Below are 20,485 nucleotides of genomic sequence, written 5' to 3' on the forward strand. Positions count from 1 at the left end.
TGTCCAGCTCCCCTTACGTCAGGGGAGCGGGCGGTTCCCCGTGCCCGGGCGGGGATGGCACCGCGGGTCCCGGTGTGGGGTCAGGAACCGGCGGTGGTCCAGGCTCCGGCAAGGGTACAGGCTCGGGTGTAGGTCCGGGTTCGCGGGTGGGGTCCGGGTGCGAAGGGTCCGGTGGGAATTCGCTCATGGTCAGGAGCTCCTTTGACGCGACGAGCGATGCGGTCTGCGGCTTTCCGGGACGGACGAGGGGTACCAGGTGGTGTCCCATCCGGAATTCCGGTAGTCGATGGGCAAATTATCTGGATCCGGCGGGTCGGGAAGCTTCCGCCTGCTGGCCGGCCTGAGCTGCGAGCCGGTTGTCGAAGTGTCTTTGCTCTGTGGTTCTGTGTGCATGCTGTCCCTCCCGGTAGCTCCAGAACTGGTGTTGCGGCCGCGGATCCTCATTCCGGGATCTCCATGCGGAAGCCGCAGTGGCATCCGAGGATGCGGGTGTTGATCAGGACCTCGTACATCCTCAACTGGCCGCCGGGCCTCAGGACCAAGGGGGCTTGGATCCGGCGAAGCTCGCAGCTCTTGGTCTTCATGGGCTCGCCGCAATGCAGATACTGGCCGCCGAACTGCAGCACACCTTGGGAGACGCCTGGACGGTTCAGTACCAGCGCAACCCTTTGGACAGACGCAACCTGTTGATAGGCGTACCTGCAGGCGTGGCACTCGTAGGCGACATCAACCATGTTGGGCGCGGGTGGATAGTGCGACTGGATGGAGTTCACCAGAAGGTGCTTGTCTGTATTGCAGCGCTTGCACCAAAGGGGCTCGTCAGGCGGTTGATGGGCTTCGTCAGGGATTCTGGACGCTGGCTGGGCCGGCATGGTCTGCACCTCTGCATGGAAAAATGCGGGACGCCCGTCTGCATGAGCTGGGAAAGCCTGGTCCTCGTGGGGACTGTAGCTAGATTGTGCACATAGCTGCACCGTAGATGCAAGGATTCTGCCACCATTCCTGACGGGGGTGACAAGCCCGGCCCGGACGATCGTAAACTAAGGCATGAGCGAAATGAACGTTGACTTGGTGCTGCCTGATGCCGCCTCAGCGTCTGACGACGATTCGGTACCTGACCGTCTTCAGGACCTTGTCATCGACAGCGAGGACGTGGGCGGATTCCTGGAAGAACTAGCGGTCTTTTCGGCAGCGGCTGTGTCCCAGGCCGTTGGCATGCCTGTGCACTGCGGCATCACCCTTAGCCGGCGACGCCGTACGGCAACGGTGGCCGGGAGTACCCCCGAAGCCAGGTTGATCGACGAAATTCAGCAGGCGTACGGTGATGGGCCGTGTCTGGAGGCGATGCGAAGCCGTACCACCGTGCACGTTCCGGACACTTCCACCGAAGTGCGGTGGTCGGAATACTGTGCTGTCATCGCCGCGCGAGGCCATCTTTCAGCCCTCTGCGTCCCTCTGGAGCTGGACGAAGGAGCCACTGCTGCACTGAACTTCTTCGCTCCCCATGCCGGAGTCTACGACGAAGCCACCATCCGAAACTGTGAGCTGTACGCAAGCCAGGCCGAACGCTCGCTGCGGTTGGCCGTGCGCATAGGAGTAAAGCAGCAGCACGCTGACGATCTCCAGGATGCCATGCAATCCCGGACCGTCATTGACCTCGCCAGCGGGATCATCATGGGGCAGAACCGCTGCACCCAGGAAGAGGCATTCCAGATTCTGAAGAAGGCCTCCAGCACCCGGAACCAGAAGCTGCGGGAGGTCGCAGAGTCACTGGTCCAGAGTGTTTCCAAGCAGGCTCCTGTGGCCCATTTCGAGCCCTGAGCCAGGCAGGCGGACTCCCGGCCGCAAGGCCGTGACTTGTGACGCGCACCACTGGTGAACTACATTTTAGGTGGGTTAAGCAGATAGCCCTTGGAACCTCATGTCACCTGGTGCCATCACGGATGGTCCAAGAACTGCACTCTTAGCCGTGGCCGCTTTCGGCCGGCTCTCCGTGCATGCATGCGGCTCCTTGGAGAAGTAAAAGGAGAATGGCAATGACGCTTGGATCCCTGCCCGTCCCGAAGCCTGCCAGAGGGACGGATCCCGCAACCGGTGAGACCGGAGCGCGGCCCTGGTGCACAGTATGCGGCACTGATTCGTATATTTTTGTTGAAACCGTGGTTGAAGCCCAGCCGAATCAGTCCGAGGTAGTAGAAGTCAGCTACACCTGCAGTGAGTGCGATACGTTCTACGCCCACGCTGTCCGGCTGGAGGCCTTGGTGCCTGAGATCCAACGGGAATTCCTCTCCACTTCCGCAGCGGGACTCTGGTTCAGTTGCACCCATTGCGGCGATCCCATGACCTTGGGACGTCCCACCGAGCGGGTGATTGAGGCGCCCCGGACCACGGATGATCCGGAAAGCCCCAGCCTCCTGGAGGTGTACTTGCAGACGCAGGTGCTGCATTGCCGTTGCGGTTTCCAAATGGAGGTTCCACGCCACGTTGGGTGACCGCCGTCTCTGAACAACCAACAGCGGGAGGGTGGCTATGCGCACGTTTGGTGTTGAAGAGGAACTGTTGATCGCGGATCCCGCGGACGGCACGCCATTGGCGTTGGCCACAGACATCCTGGACGTTGCGGCTCCCCTCTACGGAGGAAGAACCGTAGAAACAACCGGCGGGAAGGCCGGCGCCGGGAGCGCGACGTTGAAGTCCGAGTTCAAGCAGGAGCAGGTGGAGGTCAACTCGCGTCCTTGCCGGACTGCGGCCGAACTCAGGGCCGAGATCCGTGCCGGTCGGGCGTTGTCTGACAAAGCCGCACGGGCCGTGGGTGCGCGCGTCGCGGCGTTGGCAACCCCGCCGGTCTTCCACGCCACACCCACTCTGGGCAACCAGCGGTACGCGGCGATGGGGACGGAGTTCGGCTTGATTTCCCGTGAGCAGCTCACCTGCGGTTTCCATGTCCACGTGTCCATCGAATCACCGGAAGAAGGGGTCGCAGTCCTTGACCGGATGCGGCACTGGCTGCCGGTCCTGCTGGCCTTGAGCGCCAATTCTCCTTTCTGGATGGGAGCCGACACGGGCTTTGCCAGCTACCGCACGCAGATCTGGAACAGGTGGCCCACGGCCGGCCCCATGGACGTTTTCGGTTCAACGGAGGGCTACCAGGCGATGCTCTCCGAGCTGTTGGGGACGGGCGTTCCGTTGGATGAGGGAATGATCTACTTCGATGCCCGCCTCTCCAGGGGGCACCCCACCGTTGAACTGCGGATCGCCGACGTTTGCCTGTACGCCGAAGACGCCCTCACCATTGCCGTCATTGCCCGTGCCCTGGTGGAGACATCTGCGGCTGGGTGGCGGCAGGGTAAGCCGGCGTCAAGCACGTTGACGCCGGTCATCCGCATGGCGAACTGGAAGGCCAGCCGCTTTGGCATCAACCAGCAGTTGTTGCACCCGCTGGAGCAGCGGCCCTACCCCGCCGCGGACGTTGTGGGCGCCCTGCTCCGGCACGTTCGAGTGGCTTTAACAAGGGCCGGCGATCTCGCGCTCGCACGGGCAGGTGTGGCCAACATCCTCCGCCGGGGCACCGGCGAACGGCTGCAACGCCAGGCGTACAGCCAGCGGCGCCGGTTGTCCGACGTCGTGTCCGCCGCCATCGCGTCGACCCATCAGGATGACGAAAGGTCCGACGCCGGACTGCTGAGTCTGTGACAACCGGCCCGCTGGGCCTGTGGCAACCGAGCTGGACAGCAGCCGCCTGCCGGTGGGCCGCCGTCAGCCCTGATTGATGCGGATCATGTTGCCGGAGGGATCGCGGAAGGCGCAGTCGCGCGGACCCCATGGTTGGTCGATCGGTTCCTGGAGTACCTCGGCTCCGGACGCGCGGAGTTTCTCGAACGTGCCGTCCAGATCATCTGTGGTGAATACCAGCATGGGCATGACGCCCTTGGTCAGCAGTTCCTGGATGGCGTCGCCGTCGGCCTGGGAGCGGCCGGCGTGCGGCGGGGAAAGGACCAGTTCAAGATCCGGCTGGGCATCGCTGCCGATGGTGACCCAACGCTGGCCGTCCGAGCCGACGTCGTTCCGGACGTCGAAACCCAGGGCGTCGCGGTAGAAGGCGAGCGACTCATCCACGTCGTTGACAGTGACATGTGCGTACTTCAATGAAATGTTCATGAACCACACGCTATTGCAGCTGTGACGTGGGCGCTTCTTCAATCCTGCTCAGTGTTTCAAGAGCGGGAGTCCTGCCTTTGCTGGTTCTTTCAGGGCGGGTGTGTTGTTTCGCGATGCAGTTGGGCATGGCCTTGACGGCGTGGTGTTCGCGGGAGCGGTATTCGCTGGGGTTGATGCCTACGATTTCCGTGAAACGCGTGCTGAAGGATCCCAGCGACGTACAGCCCACTTCCATGCAGGCGTCCGTGACGCTGGTCCCCGCCCGGAGCAGGGCCATGGCCCGCTCGATCCGCCGGGTCATAAGGTAGTTGTAGGGCGATTCCCCGTAGGCGGCCTTGAACTGGCGGGAGAAATGCGCGGGGGACATGAGGGCGCCGGCGGCCATGGTGGGCACGTCCAATGGACGCGCATACTCGCGGTCAATGAAGTCGCGGGCGCGCCGCAGATGGGCCAGATTGGCCAGTTCCTGCGGAGTCATGGCGCCAGTCTACTAGGCTCATGCCCATGGAATCAGTGGTGTGGTCAAAGCCCGAAAACCAGCGCGAGGGCACTCCGCTGCTGGTGATGATGCACGGGTATGGAACCAGCGAACAGCGGATGGTGGACCTCTTCCCGCATCTGCCCGGCGAGTTCACGTGCGCTGCGCTTCGCGGTCCCAAAGTGATCGGCGACCATTACGGTTGGTTCCTGCTGGACTACTTCCTGACCAACGACTTTGCTGATGTCATCGCGTCCACCAACTCGGTGTTCAACTGGATCAACTCCGTCAAGGACAACCACAGCAGCGTCAGCTTGCTGGGGTATTCGCAGGGCATGGCCATGGCCAGCACGCTCCTGCGCTTGCGGCCCCACGCCTTCAAGGCAACGGTGGGCTTGTCCGGTTTTGTGTTGGACAACGACCTCCTTGCCCTGAGCGAGTCCTTCGACACCCCGCCGCCGTTCTTCTGGGGCCGGGACAAGGCCGATCCCGTGATTAATGAGGACGCGATTGCCCACACTGCCGAGTGGCTGGAAGCCAACGTGGCCCTGACCGCACGGACCTATCCGGGCATGGGCCACAGGATCGAGCCGCCAGAGCTGGTGGATGTCAGCGCCTTCTTGAAGTTCTATGTGCTGGGGTAAAGCTCTGGGTGGGAGCCCGGATTAGAAGGCATCCGGGCTCCGGAATCAACCTCGTGGTGCGATTCTCGTCACAATTTCGCATTCGACTGCACACTATTGAATGACAAAATTGTAAGCGCTTACACTTTTGGCTGGTGATCCGGTTCGGGTCTCGTGAAGGTGCCAGGCGAACAGGGAAAGGGTTGAGGCTGTGGTGCATTTCAGGGCCTCGACCGCCTCAGCCTGGTTGTTCGCCCTGGAGGCATCCGGGCTGGCTACAGGCAGCGTGGGCATGGTAAATGTTCCGTGGGACAATGAAGGTATCGATGACGAACACGCAGCCCGGCAGGCACCCCAACACCTGCTGGGGCTGGGCCATGGGGTCTTGGCCGTTCTCTCAAGCTATCAACACCCCGTTGTGACCGAGTGGGCACTGCCGGAACCCATTGCCCGTGGCGCGAGGCCCACGGCGGCTTTAGCCCATGGCGATGAATCCGCGTTCGGTGCGTTGACGGCGTTCCGGAAACGCGGTTTATCTGCCCGGGAACGTGCCAGTGAATACTGAAACCCCGGCCACCACCTGCTCGATACCAAGCTCATCGAACGCAAAACCACGCGCCGCAAGCGCTGAACGGAATACTGCACATGACTGATCTTCGTAATGCCTGGACGGGTGCTTCGGCCCTGTTGTTCGACCTCGACGGCGTGCTGACGCCTACTGCCGTGGTGCACGAGCAGGCGTGGCAGGAACTGTTCGACGGTTACCTGGCCGAAACGGGACACCCGCAGGGGTATCAGGAGAGCGACTACTTCGACCATATTGACGGTAAGCCGCGCTTCGACGGTGTCCGGGACTTCCTGGCATCCCGCGGCATCACTTTGCCCGAAGGCCCGGTCCACGACCACCCGGACAACGTCACGGTGCAGGGCCTGGGCAACCGCAAGAATGCCATCTTCAACGAGATCGTGAACTCCCGCGGCGTGGAGCCGTTTGAGGGCTCGGTCAAGTTCATCAATGCCGCGGTGGAACTGGGTCTCAAAGTAGCTGTCGTGTCCTCCTCACGCAACGCTCCTGCCGTCCTGAAGGCCGCCGGCCTGGACCACCACTTCGAGGTGGTGGTGGACGGCCAGGTGGCTGCCGGCGTCGGGCTTCCCGGCAAGCCTGACCCTGCCACCTATGTCTATGGAGCAGGCCTGCTGGGCGTCCCCGTGGAGGAATGCATCGTGGTGGAGGATGCGGTGTCCGGGGTGCAGGCCGGCGCAGGCGCCAACTTTTACGCCGTGATCGGCGTGGACCGCGGGGCGGGCCGCCAAACCCTGCTCGACGCCGGTGCCACGTTGGTGGTGGACGACCTCAACGATCTTCTCTGACCCTACTTTTTCGAAGGATTTCAACCGCCCATGGCACTCATCAGCTCCGATCGGCTGCGCTTCCCCTGTGAGCCCTGGAAGCTCGTGGAGAATATCCACGTCCCTGGTGACGAGGGAACGCTGGAAACGCTGTTCGCACTTGGCAACGGCCACCTTGGTATCCGCGGCTCGCACTCAACAGCGGGCGACGGCGAACTGCCCGGCACGTTCATCAATGGCTTCCACGAGATCTGGGACATCAAGCACGCCGAGAATGCTTATGGTTTCGCCAGAACCGGCCAACGGATTGTGTACGTTCCGGATGCCAACAACTTCACCGTGTCCATCGATGGCGAGGCCCTGAGCCTGGCTGAGTCCACGGTGACTGACTACAGCCGCAGCGTGGACTTTTCCACCGGCGTCTACGAAGAGAGCATCACGTGGGCCTGCCGTTCGGGTGCGACCGTCACTACGGTGGAGCGCCGGGCGGTGGGGTTCGATTCCCGCGGATGTCTTGGCCTGGAGCTGTCCCTGACTGCTGACCGGGACGTGTCCGCGGACATCACTTCCGGCGTCGTGAACCGTCAGGACCAGCCTGTGGAGGACCAGTCGGCCCACGACCCCCGCCGTTCGGGCCGGCATGCCGGCCGGGTCCTGCTGCCGTTGCATTTGCAGGGTGCTGACGGCTCCCTGCGCCTCGCATGGGAAACCGCCGAATCACGCCAGCGCGTGGCCATGGCCGTGGATCACTGGATCTCCGCGGAGGGCCAGCCATTCGAGACGTTGGTGGGCGAGGACGACTCATCCGTCCGCTACGTTCTGGCAATCCACCACGGCGACACATTCCGTTTGGAGAAAACGGTCAGTTACCTGGTGGCAGGTTCCACGGACGCCGAAGACCGCGGAGAAAGCCTGGCGGCGGAAGCCGAAGCGAAGCTGGTACCGTTCGCCGACATCCTGGCCCAGAGCAAAGCGCACTACGACGAATACTGGACCACGGCCGACATTCTGATCGGTGGCCAGCCGGAGATGCAGCAGGCGGTCCGGTGGGGACTGTTCCAGCTGGCGCAGGCAACCGCGCGTGCCGGTGTTGCCGGAATCCCCGCCAAGGGTGTGAGCGGTTCCGGCTACGAGGGCCACTACTTCTGGGACCAGGAAATCTACCTCCTGCCGTACCTGACGTACACCAATCCTTGCGGAGCCCGGAAGGTCCTGGAATCGCGGCACGCCATGCTGCCCGACGCGCGGGTGCGGGCCAAGGAGCTCAGCGTGGATGGAGCGCTGTTCCCATGGCGGACCATCAACGGGCTTGAAGCCAGCGCCTACTATGCCGCCGGTACGGCCCAGTTCCACATCGCCGCGGCCATTGCATTCGCCGCCAACCGCTATGAATGGGCCAGTGCAGATCCCACCTTCCGCGCGGAATTGGGTGCCGACCTGCTGATCGAGACAGCACGCATGTGGGCTTCGCTGGGCTTCTTCGGCAAGGACGGAATGTTCCACATCCACGGTGTCACCGGCCCGGATGAGTACACTGCCGTGGTTAATGACAACCTGTACACCAACGTCATGGCGCGCTTTAACCTCCGTGCCGCCGCGGCGTTGGAGCACGAGGGCATTGCCGGCACCGAGCGTTTGGTGTGGCGTCAGGCAGCCGAGCGGATGTTCCTTCCGTACGATCCGCACCTCCAGCTCCACAGCCAGGACAACGACTTCATGACCCTTGAGCCGTGGGACTGGAACACACCCAAGTCCAAGTACCCGCTGCTGCTGAACTTCCACCCGTTGGTGATCTACCGGCACCAAGTCCTCAAACAGGCCGATACCGTGCTGGCAATGTTCCTTCAATGGCAGGACTTCTCGGCCGAGGAGAAGCAGCGCGCTTTCGACTTCTACGATCCCATCACGACAGGTGATTCCACCTTGTCCGCCTGCGTTCAGGGCATCATGGCCGCCGAGGTGGGGTACGGCGACGTCGCGCTCCAGCACTTCACCGAGGCGCTGTTCATCGACCTCGACAACTCGCATGGCAACACGATCGACGGGGTCCACATCGCCTCCACCGGAGGGATCTGGAGCTCCTTGGTCTGTGGTTTCGCCGGCATGCGGGACCAGGGTGAGGTGCTGCGCTTCGATCCACGCCTCCCCTTGGAATGGGAAGGCCTGTCCTTCCGCCTCAAGGTCCAGGGACGCCTGCTTGCAGTGGACCTGGCACAGGGTTCCATCGAGCTCACACTCATCCCCGGGCCGGACTACAGCGACGAACCGTTGCACGTGAACGTGCGGGAGCAGGTGGTCACTGTCGGTGCGGATACCGTCTTGGTTCCGCTGGAAACGGTGCCGGTGCCACCGCCGTCGATCTTCCCCAGCGTCTTCCCGACGGCGGGACTTCCGGTCATCCGGTAGCCTTCAGGCTTCGCGGGGTCAATATCGGCGGGAGTTACGTGGAGGCAAGGTCCATGGTGGTCAGGCGCAGCCACAACCACAGCCGTTTCTGCGGATCCGCCAGGTCAAGGTTGAAGTCCTCGGCCAGGCGGGTCACGCGGTAGCGGACTGTGTTGTTGTGGACATGGAGTTGGGCGGCCATGGCCGAGATGTTTCCGTTGCTCGCAAGGTAGGCGCGGAGGGTGTCCAGGTAGTCCGTTTGCTGCTCGGCGTCCCGGGCCTGGATCCTGGCGATTTCGTCTGTTCCGCCCAGTCCGTTCTCCTCAATGAATGCCCCGATCTTCAGCAGGTTCAACGGGATCTGGAAGTCCTCATAGAGGGCTACTCCCGGTGCCTTCCCGGCGCCGGCCGTCTTTCCGCCGCGCGCCTGCAGGTTCATCAGATGGTTCAAGGTCTGGATGGCCTCGGACCGGGACCGGGGAAGGTCCTCGATTCCTTGGGCTATGCCCCCTACGGTAGCGATGACCGGGAACGGGCTGATGGTGTGTGAGTACGCCTCAATTTCCTGGATGATCCGCCCATGCACGGCCCGGGGCGGGCTCCCCTTGCAGGGCAGGAGCGCGTAGACCACCGAGCCGAGCAGGGCGCTGTGCCCGGTGCCGAACTGCACGTTGCAGACCGTGGTCACCAAGTGCAGCAGCCGGTGGATGTCGCGCACCGATTCCAGGCTTCCGGTCTCCGGGCGGACGATCGAGAAGGCGGCCACGGCCAAGCCGTTGGCGGCGTCCAAGCCCAGTTGGGCAGCGGCGAACGAGGCATGCGGAGCGTCGTCCATGACCGTACGGATGAGGTCCGCATTGCGGCGCTCCCCGAAGTCCGAGGCGGAGCGGGCGTGCAGCATGTGCAAACCGGCCAACGGCGCCATCCGGTCCAGTGCATTCAGGGCCGCAGCCCGGTTTTCCTCGCCGGGATCGATGATCCAGATGGAACCGAGCAGCTCGCCCCCGGCCCGGACGGCCAGCGCAAGGCGGGCCATGCCGTCGTCGGGCGCTGGCACCAGCACCGCTCCCGGGGCGGCGTAGACAATCTTGAAATCCTGGTCGAAAGCCGGTGGTGTGGTTTCCTCGAGGGTGAGTGTGGTGATGCGCCGGAGCTCATCGATGGGTTGGCCAGGCAAGGTGGAATAGCCGAGGATCCGGCCAAGCGGATCCACGATGCTCGCGGCGCCGTTGGTGATGGAGGCCGCTGCGTTGGCAAAAGCGTAGAGGTCTCCCAGTCGGACCCCGGCCACCGAGTCGGCCGCTGCACCCATGACTGAGGCCCTGGCCAGTGCCACCAGCTTTGTCCAGTCGGCGTCGTCCGGCGCCACCAGCACGGACATGCTGTATCCCACCGCTGCCGATCGCAGCTGCTCCATCTTTGCGCCATGCGCTTTCACGATCACCGCGGCGGCGTTGCTGTTTGCTGCCCTGTGGAGGAGTTGATCGAAATCCGGTGAGCCGTAGGTGCATCCGACGGCCAGAATGATGCGGTCATCCACGCTGGACCAGTGGTCCAGGGGGTCGTACATCAGCACGTCCGAGACAGGGTGCCCCAGGTTCTCGGGCGTGGGGTTGGCATGTACCAGGTCCGCTTGCATCAAGTGGATGCAATCGGACAAACGAACCGCGGATTGCTGGATTCCTGATTGAGGGCCCGTCTCCATATGTGGACGTTATCACAAGGCCAATCGGCATCTTATAGAGGAATTCACATATGGCGCGGGGGAGATCTACGTCACTATTGGGAAAGGAGCTGGGCGGCTAACCCAGCAGGAACGCAGAGGACCAACCCATGAAACTCAAGGACATCAAGGCGCTCGCCTCGGTGCAGGGACCAGCCCGATCCATCGCGGAACGACTGTCCCGGAAGTGCTACAGCGTGGAAGACATGCGCAAGCTGGCTGCCAGGCGCCTGCCCAAGAGCATCTTCGAGTACATCGAAGGTGGAGGCGAGGACGAGGTCTCACTGCGCCGCAACCAGTCCTCGTTCCAAGACTGGTCCTTCCTCCCCAAGTGGGGATCGGTGGAGAACTTCGACCTTAGTTCAACCCTCCTGGGCGGACCGGTTTCCATGCCGGTGACCCTCTCGCCCACAGGCGGTACCCGGCTGTTCCACCCGGAGGGAGAGTCCGCGGTGGCCCGGGCTGCGCTCGCTGAAGGAATTCCCTACGGACTGGCCCACCTCAGCACCACCACCATGGAAGATGTCAGCGCTGCGGCGCCGGGACTCCGCCGGTGGTTCAACCTGGAACCCACCCAGGACAGGGGACTGCTGCAAGCCGTCCTGGACCGCGTGTCCAACGCCGGTTACGAAGCCCTGCTGGTCAACGTTGATTGCCGGGCCATCGGCCACCGCGAGCGCGACTACCGCAACGGGTTCACGGCACCCCCGTCCATCAAGCCGAAGACGGTGGTGGAGGGCATGTTGCACCCCGCCTGGGCCCTGGGATTCCTGGCCAACGACGCCATTGCTTTCCCCAACCTGGATGCCGACGTTCCGGAAGGACCGCTGGCCAGTTCCCCGGACATGTGGCGCACGCTGCTGGCAGGGTCCTATGAGCCCACGGATTGGGACGACATCCAGGATCTGCGGGCCCGCTGGAACGGACCGATCATCCTCAAGGGCGTCGTCAACCCGAACGACGTCGCGCTGGCCGTTGCGCTGGGCATCGACGCCATCCAGGTCAGCAACCATGGCGGACGGCAACTGGATCACATGGCCGCTCCCCTGGATGTCCTTCCGGACATCGTGGAAAGGGCCGCCGGCCAGGTGGAAATCATCGTCGACGGCGGAATCCGCCGCGGTTCCGACGTGGTCAAGGCGCTGGCGCTGGGCGCGGATGCCTGCTCCATTGGACGACCCTACCTTTACGGACTGGCCGCAGCCGGCGAAGCCGGCGTGGCGCACGTCCTGCAAATGTTCCGCTCCGAAATGACCCGCACCATGATGCTCCTCGGAGTGTCAACCATCGAAGAACTGCGGACGGAAGGCCGGGACTTGATCCGGCACCGCAACGAAGCGTTCGCCCGCACCCAACCCACCCGTATTCACAAGGCCGCCCCCATGGGCCTTGCACAAATGAGGACTCCCTAATGAACAATGTCCCAGCCACCCGGCCAACCAAACGTGGTTTGCCTGCCGTCGTCCTGTCGGCAGCGCTCATGCTGGCGGTAACGGCTTGCAGCCCCACCGGCAACGCCTCGACGTCGGGTCCATCCGGCGGTTCCGCAGCAGGAGGCACGGGCGTGCCTGCGCTGGAAGTCAACCAGGCCGCCGTCGACCTCCTGCCGGAGTCCATCAAGGCGTCCAAGGTGCTGCGCGTGGCCATACCCACCAACGAGCAGCCGACGCAGTTTTACCGTGAAGGCACGCAGGAAATGACCGGAACCAACCCGGACGTGGCCCGTCTCATCGGTGAGGCGCTGGGTGTCAAAGTCGATATCCAGGTGGCCAACTTCGACTCCATCATTCCCGGCCTGGCGGCCAACCGTTACGACATGACCGTGTCCTCCATGACCCCCACGGAGAAGCGCATGGAAGTCCTGGACTTTGTTGACTACATGCAGATTGGCAACGCGATCGCCGTACCCAAGGGCAACCCGGCAGGCATCAAGGATGAAACCGCGCTCTGCGGCAAGAAGGTAGGGCTGCTCACTGGTTCGTACCAGCTGACCGTGAACGTTCCTGACTACGATGCTGCCTGTGCTGCCGCCGGGAAGGACGCAATCCAGAAGAGCGAATTCCAGGACACCCGGCAGGCGATCTCCGCGCTGACCAGCGGACGCCTGGACACGGTGCTGGCCGATTCTCCCATCCTGAACTTCGCTGCCACCCAAAACCCGCAGATCGAGATTGCGCGGACGTACGAGTTCGCTCCTGTAGGGGTGGGCGTGCCCAAGGAGTCCGGCCTGGTGAAATCCGTCTCCGCCGCCCTGGACGCCGTGATCAAGAGTGAGTCCTACATCAAGGTCCTCGGGAAGTACGGGCTGGAGACCAGCGCCATCACCGAAGCCCGCGTCAACTTCGCCCAGTAAGTATTCGCCCAGTCAAAGGTGACAACCATGCAAAAGCAACCCTCAGTTCCTGATACCAAGGAGCCTGTTACAGCGGCTTCGAGTGATTCGATTCCCGTGGTGCCGCTGAAGCATCCGGTCCGTTTGGTCCTGGCAGTGGTCCTCATCCTGGTGGCGCTCAGCGCCGCGTGGGACGTCGCAGTGAACGAACGGTACCGGTGGGACGTGGTGGTGTCCTATCTGTTCGCCCCGCAGATCCTGGCCGGGGCCGGGCTGACCATCCTGCTGACTGTGGTGTCCATGACCGTCGGCATAGCCCTGGGGACGTTGCTTGCCATCATGAGGCTCTCCGACAACCCCATCCTGAGCACCATCAGCCGCGGCTACATCTGGTTCTTCCGGGGCACACCCCTGCTGGTCCAGTTGATCTTTTGGTACAACATAGCGGCCCTCTACCCAGTCATTGCCTTCGGGCTTCCGTTCGGTGGACCGTCCATGGTTTTGGGTTCCGCGAACGTCCTGATTTCCCCGTTGGGGGCAGCCCTGCTGGGGTTGTCCTTGAATGAGGCCGCTTACATGGCGGAGATCATCCGCGGCGGAATCGGTTCCGTGGACAAGGGCCAGTACGACGCCGCCCGCGCTTTGGGGATGAGCGGCGGGAAGCTCATGAACCGGGTGATCCTCCCGCAGGCCATGAGGGTGGTGCTGCCGCCCACCGGCAACCAGGTCATCTCCATGCTGAAGGGCACGTCCCTGGTGAGCGTCCTGGCGATCTCGGACCTGCTCTACTCGGCGCAGATCATCTATGCGAACAACTACCAGACCATTCCGCTGCTGATTGTTGCCAGCGTCTGGTACCTGCTCATGACCACCGTCCTGAGCTTCTTCCAAAACAAACTCGAACGCAGGTACGGCCGCGGTTTCGATTCGGCACCGCGACGGACCCGCAAGCCCAAGACAAGGACAGCATGATGACTACCGCCATGGTGGAAGCCCGGGGAGTCCGGAAGAACTTCGGTGTTATCGAAATCCTGAAAGGGATTGACCTCAGGGTTGAAAAGGGATCCGTGACCTGCCTGATTGGCCCGTCCGGTTCCGGCAAGACCACGTTCCTGCGGTGCATCAACCACCTTGAAAAAGTTGATGCCGGCAGGCTCTACGTCGACGAGCACCTGGTGGGCTACACCGAGCGCAACGGGAAGCTTTACGAGATGAAGGAACGCCAAACCGCCCGCTCACGGCTCAACGCAGGCATGGTGTTCCAGCGGTTCAACCTCTTCCCACATATGACCGTGCTGGAGAACATCATCGAAGCGCCGGTGCACGTTCTGGGGCGGCCCCGCCGTGAGGTGGTGGTGGAAGCGCAGGCCCTGTTGGACCGTGTTGGCCTGGGCACCCGCGGAGACTCCTATCCGCAGGAGCTCTCCGGCGGGCAGCAGCAGCGGATCGCGATTGCCAGGGCGCTGGCCATGAAGCCCAAACTGATGCTCTTCGACGAGCCCACATCCGCTCTTGACCCCGAACTGGTGGGCGAAGTCCTGGACGTCATGAAGTCCCTGGCCGAGGCCGGGATGACCATGGTGGTGGTCACGCACGAGCTTGGGTTCGCCCGACAGGTAGCCGATCAAGTGGTTTTCATGGACGGTGGCGTGGTGGTGGAAATCGGCCCGCCCGAGCAAGTGTTGGGCAGCCCCCGGCATGAACGGACCAGGGCATTCCTCTCCAAGGTTTTGTAAGCAGCAGGGTTCCTTCAGCACCACGAAAGGCATCACCATCATGACCCGTCTCCACGTCGCAACAGACCTGGCACCAAGCCCGGCCGGCCCTTACTCCCAGGCAATTGTGGCCAACGGGCTCCTGTACACCGCCGGCCAGACGCCGCATGATCCCATCACGGACGAGCGCGTGGGGATCACCATCGAGGAACAGACCGTTCAAGCCATGGAGAACCTGGGGCACGTCCTGGGTGCGCACGGCCTGGACTTCTCCCACGTGATCAAAGCCACCGTCCACCTGCACCACCCGCGTCGCGACTTTGACGGCTTCAATGCCGTCTACGAAAAGTACGTCGTGGCCCCTTACCCGGCGCGGACCACCGTTGGTTCATTCCTGGGTGACTTCCTGGTCGAGATCGACGTCGTGGCCGCCATCCCGTAACAACCGCCCCCGCAGGAACGTCACAAGAACTTTCCCGCGGCCCCGCCCGATGCATGCCAGAGCGCATTGGGCGGGGCCTTCCTTGACTGCGCCCTCAACACGGCCGCATCACGTCAATCCCTGCAGATCCGTCCAGGCGTGTCCATCCCTTGAAAGGCCCGTTATGTCAGTCCAAACAATGCCATGCCCAAACCGCGGTGACCCCGCTGCCACAGAACCACTGAGCGACCAACAACTGCTGGCGATGGTGCGGGGAGGTGATGTTGCCGCCTTTGGTGAACTGTTCATCCGGTACCGGCGGGTAGGAGGTTTCGTGGCCCGCACGGAATCAAACAACCCAGGTGACGCCGCGGACATAGTGGGTGAAGCGTTCGCCGCCGTCTTGCAATCGATCATCGCGGGTGGGGGCCCTGTGGAGTCATTCCGGCCCTACCTCCTGACCACTATCCGCAGGATGGCCCACCGAAAGAACCAGACGTCCGCCCGGATGGTCCTCACCGACTCACGCACGGTGGATGCCCGGGCCTTTGCCGGTGACGATCACGTGCTGGGGACCCACGAGAGCATCATTTTGGTGCGGGCCTTCCGTGAACTTCCCCGGCGCTGGCAGGATGTGCTCTGGTATGTGGACGTTGAGGGCCTCAAGCCGGCACAAGCCGGCCCGTTGCTGGGGCTGACCCCGAACGCCTTGTCCGCCTTGGCCATGCGTGCACGCGAGGGGCTCCGGCAGATGTACCTGCAGAAGCATGTGGGCGAGCCCACCATTCGGTCCTGCGCACCTTATCTGAGGCATTTCGGCAGGTACGTCCGCAACGCGTTGAGCGGAAATGCGCAGGCCAAAATAAGGCGGCACACGGATCAATGCACCCACTGTTCAGCCGTCCTGGCGGAACTCCGGGAGCTTCAGGCTCCCATGGGCGCCAACGCCATGGGCCAGCCGGCGTTAGGCGACGTCCTTGTCCGGGGCGACTGATGTCTGGCCTGCCACCACTGCGTCGCCTGCCGGCGGCTTTCCCGTTGCTTGTTTCGCCAGCAGACGTCGACGCTCCAGCTCGCAGTTGATCAAATCCAGCAGGGCCTGCGCTGGTTCGGATAAGTGATGAGTGTCGGGTGATCCGAGTTGGTCGCAATGGACCAGTACGTGGCGGATGCGTTCCAGCTCCCGCGACGGCACCAACGGCCAGCGGTGAAACAACTGCCGAACGGCTATTGCTCCGAGGAGGGCGTCGGGTTTGTTGGCCACGCCATGGTTGCCGTGTTGAGCGGCTGCCCGTCGCCTGGCGATGGTGGCCGCCGAGAGCGCGACGCCATGGGCCATGAGATTCTCGGCCTTGAGTGAATTCGGGGCCATGGGGGACCTCCCCGGGTAGGGCGAAGGAAGCCGTATGCCTGACTTTGAAATTAGCTTACAGAATGTGACTTATGTCATGTCAATAATGACGCGGGATATCCGCCGTCGTGATCTGAAATTCCGTCTGCGGCTGCGGCCGGCGGACCTCGTCACGGGATGCGCCGGACCGCCATTTTGTTTTGATCGAAGTGATGGCGCGCCCGGCGGAGAAAGCTGCCGAGCGCCTCTGTTTCCGACTCGGTGCGAAGTATTGAGAAGTCCATGATCCCAGCGCGCTCGTCAGTGTCCCACACGCGCCAGCCCGTGCCGTCGCGGTCGATCCAAGCCGAAAGTTCGGCGCGGCCGGTCCGACCGAACCAGTTTGCGGTAGCCACGCGAACTGTGGCGAGATATTCCGCTACCCTCGCCATGGTCAGGGATTCGGGGTCCGCCAGCAACTCGTCCAAGCCGTGCAGATAGTGCAGCTCTTGATTGTGCATGGTCCCAGTATCTATCGGAACGGTCCTGGAGACGGCGCCGCCACCCAGGCAGGTGGCGGCGCCGTTGTTCAGCCCAGGTGGACGTGCGGGGTATCGCTTGTTCCGCTGAAGCTTTTGCGGTCGATCCTGATCAGGAGAAGCGCGAGTGGGGTTATCAAGACCGCCACCCCGGCTGCCCAAAGGAACACCATCGAATAGCCCGAGGTCAGGGCCGCAAGGGGCCCGCCACCGGCGGCTGTAGTGGTCGCTGCCGCGGTGGCAGCCGCTGCGATGGCACTGAAGAGTGCGATGCCCAGCGATCCGCCGATCTGCTGCGAAGCGTTGACCAGGGCGCTCGCCACGCCGGCGTCGTCCTTGTCCACGCCGAAGAGGGCCAGGTTCTGCATGGGGACGAAGACCAGGCCCAGCCCAATGCCCATGAGGATCAATGCGGGCAGCATGTTCACCGGATAGGTCCCATCCGCCGTGACCTGGGTGAGCCACAGCATGGCTGCGGCCATGAAGACCGGACCAAGTGCGCTGGGGACCTTGGCGCCCAGCCGGGGCAGGTTCTTCGCCACAACGCCCGCCGTGATGATCAGAACCACCGTCATGGGCAGGGACGCGACTCCGGCCGCGAACGGGGCGAAGCCCAGGACGATCTGGAGGTAGAAATTGATGAACAGGATGCCGCCGATCAGCACTGCTCCGGCGAGGAAGGACGCCAGGAACGCTGCGGCGCGGTTGCGCTCGGTGGCGACGCGCAGCGGAAGCAGCGGGTTCTTGACCTTGCGTTCGACGGCGACGAAAAGTACCAGCAACAACGCACCTGCCGCAATGAAGCCCCAGGATTCCACCGCACCCCAGCCGTGCTCGGCGTTGGCGAAGCCGTAAACCAGCGAGCCCAGACCCAAGGCGGCGAGAACGACGCCGGGCCAGTCGTATTTGGTGGAGCCTCCCGCTTTGCTTTCTCCCACCAAAATCCACACACCGATCAGCGCGATGATTGCGATGGGTACGTTGACGAAGAAGCACCACCGCCATGAGACGAATTCGGTGAGGAATCCGCCCAGCAGAACTCCTGCCGCTGCACCGACCCCGCTGATGGAGCCGAAGATGGCGAAGGCGGTGCCGCGATCCTTGCCGCCGGGGAAGGCCACCGTCAGGAGTGCCAAGGCCGCCGGTGCGAGGAGGGCGGCGAAGATGCCCTGGAGCGCGCGGGCTCCGATGAGTTCCCAAGGCTGCTGGGCCAAGCCGCCGATGAGTGATGCCGCCGCGAAGCCTGCCGAGGCCGTGATGAAGGTCCGCTTCCGTCCCCAGAAATCGGAGATGCGTCCGCCCAGTAAGAGGAAGGCGCCGAAGACCAAAGCGTAAGCAGTGACCACCCAGGAGCGGGTGGAGTCACTGATGCCCATTTCCAGCTGGAGGCGGGGGAGCGCCAGGTTCACGATGGTGCCGTCCAGAACCACCATGAATTGGGCCAGGGCCAGGAAGGGCAAAGCCCGCCAGCCGATGTTGGCCTTGACGCCCGGTGGGGCTGGTGTGTTTGCTTGGGCTTGTCCGCCCGATGTCTCCAGTAGTTGCGATGCCACGCGTCACCCATTCTTCAAAGTAATAATACTTATAAAAGTATAAGTATGTTGATGGGCGTGCATAAGCCTGTCGGGCGTGACGTTCGTCCCAGTGGTGTCGTTCGGGGGATACGTACCTAGGATGGAACGAAACTGCAGGTCGGAGAGGATTGGTGGCTGTTGTGGGGGAACAACCCGAAGAGAGCGGCGATGCCCGCAAGGCCAACCGGACGGAGCTCAGGCGGGCCTTCATGCTCCCTGCCGTGATTGGCCTGGCCGTGATCGGCATCGCGGGAGTGAACTTTGCCAACGGCCTCGCGGAACAAAAAGCGCAATCGGGTTCCAGCGTGAAAACCTGTGAAGTCCTCCCACGGGCAGCCCTCGCCCCTGACACCGGTGCCCTGTTCGGTGTGAACCTGGACTGGCATTCCAAACCGCTGGCCGCCTTCGCCAACGACCTTGGCCACAAGCCCGCAGTCAGCGTCTCCTTCACGGGGTTTCCCCTCACAGCCAAGGACGAAGACGATCTCCGGCGGGCAGTAGAGCAGATTCGAGCCGACGGGCACATGATGCTGCTGACCCTGGAACCTCACAACGGACTCTCCACTGTGACTGAAGAAACGGCTACGGCACTGGCGAAAGACCTCGCCGAATTCAACGACGACGGCGTACCCGTGGTTGTCAGGTTCGCCCACGAAATGAACGGCTCCTGGTACGCCTGGTCCCAGCAGCCACAAAAGTACAAAGAAGCTTTCCAAACGCTGGCTAAGGCGGTGCACTCCACCGCGCCGGGTTCCGCCATGATGTGGGCTCCCAATTACGGGGGCGGATATCCTTTCGCGGGCGGAGAGTTCGAAGCCAAACCAGGCACACCCGAATTTCTGGCGCTGGATACCAGCGCCGACGGCGCCTTGGCCATGGACGACGACGCTTACGCCCCCTACTACCCGGGAGACGAGGCTGTGGACTGGGTTGGCATGTCCCTCTATCACTGGGGCAGCACCTACCCGTGGGGTGAAAATGAACTCCCTGAGCCCAACAAGTTCGCGGATCAGCTCACCGGCGACTACAAGGGTGCCAACGGCGACGACAGTCTGCTTCCGGATTTCTACGGCGTGTACGGCACGCAGCATGGCAAGCCGGTAGCCATCCCCGAAACGGCCGCACTGTTCGCTCCAGGAGCAGGCGGCGAGCCGGAGAGGGCTATCAAAGAAGCCTGGTGGAACCAACTCTTCAGCCCCACAACACACCAGGAATTCCCGCAGCTGAAGATGATCAACTGGTTCGAATGGGACAAAGACGAGGTGGAAGTCAAAGGCCGGGTGGACTGGACCGTGACCAACACCCCCGAACTGCGTGACGCCTTTACCGCGGCGCTGCCGGACTGGTTCCGCTACGGCCCGGAGGAGTCGTGCCGGCCGCCGCAGTAGTAGTGGGCCCGGATACGTGTTCAGGTTCCGAAAGGAACGAAGCCAACCGCTGCAGCGCCGGGAGGCTGGCTGCAATTTGTTCGCGTTCCTCCGGGAGCAGCCGGGCGCTCGCCGCGATGATCGCGTCAGCCCATCCATCCTCCAGGAGCGCCTTGATCCGTCTGGATTCGTCCGTGGGATGGAGGGAAACGTAGCGCTTGTCCGAGGCATCCTTGATACGCGTGACCAAGCCGGCAGCTACGAGCTCGCGCAATTGCGAGCTGACGTTGCTCAGCTGCCGCCCGAGCCTGCCCGCCACCTCGGCAACGGTGACGCCCGGATGGCCTTCAACAACACGAAGGATTTCCAGCACGCCATTCGAGATGGGGCGGAGGCCTGTCTCGTTGAGTGACTTGCGGCGAATGTCGGACGAGATATCAATCATGCAGACGGCCAAGGCCTTGTGGTCCACAGTCTCTTCTCCCATCCC

The 20,485-nt window shown here is 63.0% G+C and carries 22 protein-coding genes; 14 read left to right on the top strand and 8 right to left on the bottom strand.

All coding sequences use genetic code 11. The features are described 5' to 3' along the window. Positions 1–440 precede the first annotated feature (440 nt). Complete coding sequence (locus AYX22_RS02160; protein ID WP_207595923.1) at positions 441–872, bottom strand: hypothetical protein; 432 nt, start codon at positions 870–872, stop codon at positions 441–443. 175 nt (positions 873–1,047) lie between these two features. On the opposite strand from AYX22_RS02160, the gene AYX22_RS02165 reads away from it, so the two are divergent. From AYX22_RS02165 to AYX22_RS02175, 3 genes are all read left to right on the top strand, one after another. Next, positions 1,048–1,821, top strand: a complete 774-nt coding sequence (locus tag AYX22_RS02165) for a GAF and ANTAR domain-containing protein (RefSeq protein ID WP_207595924.1) — start codon at positions 1,048–1,050, stop codon at positions 1,819–1,821. Positions 1,822–2,036: 215 nt separating this feature from the next. Then, entirely contained in the window at positions 2,037–2,492 is a 456-nt protein-coding gene (locus AYX22_RS02170; protein ID WP_207595925.1) for a hypothetical protein, read from the top strand. Between the two features lie 37 nt (positions 2,493–2,529). Continuing rightward, on the top strand, positions 2,530–3,693 hold the full coding sequence (locus AYX22_RS02175; protein WP_242703483.1) for a glutamate--cysteine ligase: 1,164 nt from the start codon (positions 2,530–2,532) through the stop codon (positions 3,691–3,693). 63 nt (positions 3,694–3,756) lie between these two features. Here the strand turns inward: AYX22_RS02175 and AYX22_RS02180 are convergent, their stop codons facing one another. Next, positions 3,757–4,158 (bottom strand): VOC family protein, encoded by a 402-nt coding sequence (locus tag AYX22_RS02180; RefSeq protein ID WP_207595927.1) that lies wholly within the window; start codon positions 4,156–4,158, stop codon positions 3,757–3,759. A gap of 10 nt (positions 4,159–4,168) precedes the next feature. Then, on the bottom strand, positions 4,169–4,636 hold the full coding sequence (locus AYX22_RS02185) for a helix-turn-helix transcriptional regulator (protein ID WP_207595928.1): 468 nt from the start codon (positions 4,634–4,636) through the stop codon (positions 4,169–4,171). Positions 4,637–4,662: 26 nt separating this feature from the next. Between AYX22_RS02185 and AYX22_RS02190 the strand changes: the two genes are divergently transcribed. The 4 genes from AYX22_RS02190 (at position 4,663) to AYX22_RS02205 (ending at position 9,015) form a co-directional block, all read left to right on the top strand. Continuing rightward, positions 4,663–5,280: a phospholipase gene (locus tag AYX22_RS02190; RefSeq protein WP_207597425.1), complete on the top strand. Its 618-nt coding sequence runs from the start codon at positions 4,663–4,665 to the stop codon at positions 5,278–5,280. Positions 5,281–5,470: 190 nt separating this feature from the next. After that, on the top strand, positions 5,471–5,824 hold the full coding sequence (locus AYX22_RS02195; RefSeq protein WP_207595929.1) for a hypothetical protein: 354 nt from the start codon (positions 5,471–5,473) through the stop codon (positions 5,822–5,824). Positions 5,825–5,904: 80 nt separating this feature from the next. Beyond that, positions 5,905–6,630, top strand: coding sequence for an HAD-IA family hydrolase (locus AYX22_RS02200; protein ID WP_207595930.1), 726 nt, complete (start codon positions 5,905–5,907; stop codon positions 6,628–6,630). 30 nt (positions 6,631–6,660) lie between these two features. After that, entirely contained in the window at positions 6,661–9,015 is a 2,355-nt protein-coding gene (locus tag AYX22_RS02205; protein ID WP_207595932.1) for a glycoside hydrolase family 65 protein, read from the top strand. Positions 9,016–9,049: 34 nt separating this feature from the next. On the opposite strand, the gene AYX22_RS02210 is transcribed toward AYX22_RS02205, so the two are convergent. Then, entirely contained in the window at positions 9,050–10,633 is a 1,584-nt protein-coding gene (locus AYX22_RS02210) for a helix-turn-helix domain-containing protein (RefSeq protein WP_242703484.1), read from the bottom strand. Between the two features lie 194 nt (positions 10,634–10,827). Between AYX22_RS02210 and AYX22_RS02215 the strand changes: the two genes are divergently transcribed. The 6 genes from AYX22_RS02215 to AYX22_RS02240 all read left to right on the top strand — a co-directional run bounded on the left by AYX22_RS02215 (position 10,828) and on the right by AYX22_RS02240 (position 16,179). Then, the gene (locus AYX22_RS02215; RefSeq protein ID WP_207595935.1) at positions 10,828–12,129 is read left to right on the top strand and encodes an alpha-hydroxy acid oxidase; all 1,302 of its coding nucleotides are present in this window, start codon (positions 10,828–10,830) and stop codon (positions 12,127–12,129) included. Next, on the top strand, positions 12,129–13,070 hold the full coding sequence (locus AYX22_RS02220) for an ABC transporter substrate-binding protein (RefSeq protein WP_207595936.1): 942 nt from the start codon (positions 12,129–12,131) through the stop codon (positions 13,068–13,070). Before AYX22_RS02215 ends, AYX22_RS02220 begins: the two co-directional genes overlap by 1 nt. A 27-nt stretch (positions 13,071–13,097) precedes the next feature. Next, positions 13,098–14,021: an amino acid ABC transporter permease gene (locus AYX22_RS02225; RefSeq protein ID WP_242703485.1), complete on the top strand. Its 924-nt coding sequence runs from the start codon at positions 13,098–13,100 to the stop codon at positions 14,019–14,021. After that, positions 14,021–14,785 carry an amino acid ABC transporter ATP-binding protein gene (locus AYX22_RS02230; protein WP_278251954.1) on the top strand — a complete coding sequence of 255 codons (765 nt, stop codon included), beginning with the start codon at positions 14,021–14,023 and terminating at the stop codon, positions 14,783–14,785. The genes AYX22_RS02225 and AYX22_RS02230 overlap by 1 nt, the downstream gene beginning before the upstream one ends. A 40-nt stretch (positions 14,786–14,825) precedes the next feature. Beyond that, entirely contained in the window at positions 14,826–15,206 is a 381-nt protein-coding gene (locus AYX22_RS02235) for a Rid family hydrolase (RefSeq protein WP_207595938.1), read from the top strand. A gap of 163 nt (positions 15,207–15,369) precedes the next feature. Beyond that, positions 15,370–16,179, top strand: a complete 810-nt coding sequence (locus AYX22_RS02240; RefSeq protein ID WP_207595939.1) for a sigma-70 family RNA polymerase sigma factor — start codon at positions 15,370–15,372, stop codon at positions 16,177–16,179. Here the strand turns inward: AYX22_RS02240 and AYX22_RS02245 are convergent. The 3 genes from AYX22_RS02245 to AYX22_RS02255 all read right to left on the bottom strand — a co-directional run bounded on the left by AYX22_RS02245 (position 16,150) and on the right by AYX22_RS02255 (position 18,607). Then, the gene (locus tag AYX22_RS02245) at positions 16,150–16,557 is read right to left on the bottom strand and encodes a hypothetical protein (RefSeq protein WP_242703486.1); all 408 of its coding nucleotides are present in this window, start codon (positions 16,555–16,557) and stop codon (positions 16,150–16,152) included. The two genes, AYX22_RS02240 and AYX22_RS02245, sit on opposite strands and share 30 nt — an antisense overlap. 149 nt (positions 16,558–16,706) lie before the next feature. Further along, positions 16,707–17,036 carry a hypothetical protein gene (locus AYX22_RS02250; RefSeq protein ID WP_207595940.1) on the bottom strand — a complete coding sequence of 110 codons (330 nt, stop codon included), beginning with the start codon at positions 17,034–17,036 and terminating at the stop codon, positions 16,707–16,709. A 68-nt stretch (positions 17,037–17,104) separates the two neighbouring features. After that, the gene (locus tag AYX22_RS02255; RefSeq protein ID WP_207595941.1) at positions 17,105–18,607 is read right to left on the bottom strand and encodes an MFS transporter; all 1,503 of its coding nucleotides are present in this window, start codon (positions 18,605–18,607) and stop codon (positions 17,105–17,107) included. A 161-nt stretch (positions 18,608–18,768) separates the two neighbouring features. Between AYX22_RS02255 and AYX22_RS02260 the strand changes: the two genes are divergently transcribed. Further along, a complete protein-coding gene (locus AYX22_RS02260) occupies positions 18,769–20,016 on the top strand; it encodes a glycosyl hydrolase (RefSeq protein ID WP_242703487.1) in 1,248 nt (415 codons plus the stop codon). Here AYX22_RS02260 and AYX22_RS02265 read toward each other — a convergent pair. Next, the gene (locus AYX22_RS02265; protein WP_207595942.1) at positions 19,952–20,482 is read right to left on the bottom strand and encodes a MarR family transcriptional regulator; all 531 of its coding nucleotides are present in this window, start codon (positions 20,480–20,482) and stop codon (positions 19,952–19,954) included. The two genes, AYX22_RS02260 and AYX22_RS02265, sit on opposite strands and share 65 nt — an antisense overlap. Positions 20,483–20,485 lie beyond the last annotated feature (3 nt).

The organism is Arthrobacter sp. D5-1 (assembly GCF_017357425.1).
Lineage (GTDB): Bacteria > Actinomycetota > Actinomycetes > Actinomycetales > Micrococcaceae > Arthrobacter.

Bases quoted from the DNA above. Each gene is read 5' to 3' on its own strand.
- AYX22_RS02160 (WP_207595923.1), bottom strand. From the start codon at position 872: ATGCCGGCCCAGCCAGCGTCCAGAATCCCTGACGAAGCCCATCAACCG.
- AYX22_RS02165 (WP_207595924.1), top strand. From the start codon at position 1,048: ATGAGCGAAATGAACGTTGACTTGGTGCTGCCTGATGCCGCCTCAGCG.
- AYX22_RS02170 (WP_207595925.1), top strand. From the start codon at position 2,037: ATGACGCTTGGATCCCTGCCCGTCCCGAAGCCTGCCAGAGGGACGGAT.
- AYX22_RS02175 (WP_242703483.1), top strand. From the start codon at position 2,530: ATGCGCACGTTTGGTGTTGAAGAGGAACTGTTGATCGCGGATCCCGCG.
- AYX22_RS02180 (WP_207595927.1), bottom strand. From the start codon at position 4,158: ATGAACATTTCATTGAAGTACGCACATGTCACTGTCAACGACGTGGAT.
- AYX22_RS02185 (WP_207595928.1), bottom strand. From the start codon at position 4,636: ATGACTCCGCAGGAACTGGCCAATCTGGCCCATCTGCGGCGCGCCCGC.
- AYX22_RS02190 (WP_207597425.1), top strand. From the start codon at position 4,663: ATGGAATCAGTGGTGTGGTCAAAGCCCGAAAACCAGCGCGAGGGCACT.
- AYX22_RS02200 (WP_207595930.1), top strand. From the start codon at position 5,905: ATGACTGATCTTCGTAATGCCTGGACGGGTGCTTCGGCCCTGTTGTTC.
- AYX22_RS02205 (WP_207595932.1), top strand. From the start codon at position 6,661: ATGGCACTCATCAGCTCCGATCGGCTGCGCTTCCCCTGTGAGCCCTGG.
- AYX22_RS02210 (WP_242703484.1), bottom strand. From the start codon at position 10,633: ATGCAAGCGGACCTGGTACATGCCAACCCCACGCCCGAGAACCTGGGG.
- AYX22_RS02215 (WP_207595935.1), top strand. From the start codon at position 10,828: ATGAAACTCAAGGACATCAAGGCGCTCGCCTCGGTGCAGGGACCAGCC.
- AYX22_RS02220 (WP_207595936.1), top strand. From the start codon at position 12,129: ATGAACAATGTCCCAGCCACCCGGCCAACCAAACGTGGTTTGCCTGCC.
- AYX22_RS02225 (WP_242703485.1), top strand. From the start codon at position 13,098: ATGCAAAAGCAACCCTCAGTTCCTGATACCAAGGAGCCTGTTACAGCG.
- AYX22_RS02230 (WP_278251954.1), top strand. From the start codon at position 14,021: ATGACTACCGCCATGGTGGAAGCCCGGGGAGTCCGGAAGAACTTCGGT.
- AYX22_RS02235 (WP_207595938.1), top strand. From the start codon at position 14,826: ATGACCCGTCTCCACGTCGCAACAGACCTGGCACCAAGCCCGGCCGGC.
- AYX22_RS02240 (WP_207595939.1), top strand. From the start codon at position 15,370: ATGTCAGTCCAAACAATGCCATGCCCAAACCGCGGTGACCCCGCTGCC.
- AYX22_RS02245 (WP_242703486.1), bottom strand. From the start codon at position 16,557: ATGGCCCCGAATTCACTCAAGGCCGAGAATCTCATGGCCCATGGCGTC.
- AYX22_RS02250 (WP_207595940.1), bottom strand. From the start codon at position 17,036: ATGCACAATCAAGAGCTGCACTATCTGCACGGCTTGGACGAGTTGCTG.
- AYX22_RS02265 (WP_207595942.1), bottom strand. From the start codon at position 20,482: ATGGGAGAAGAGACTGTGGACCACAAGGCCTTGGCCGTCTGCATGATT.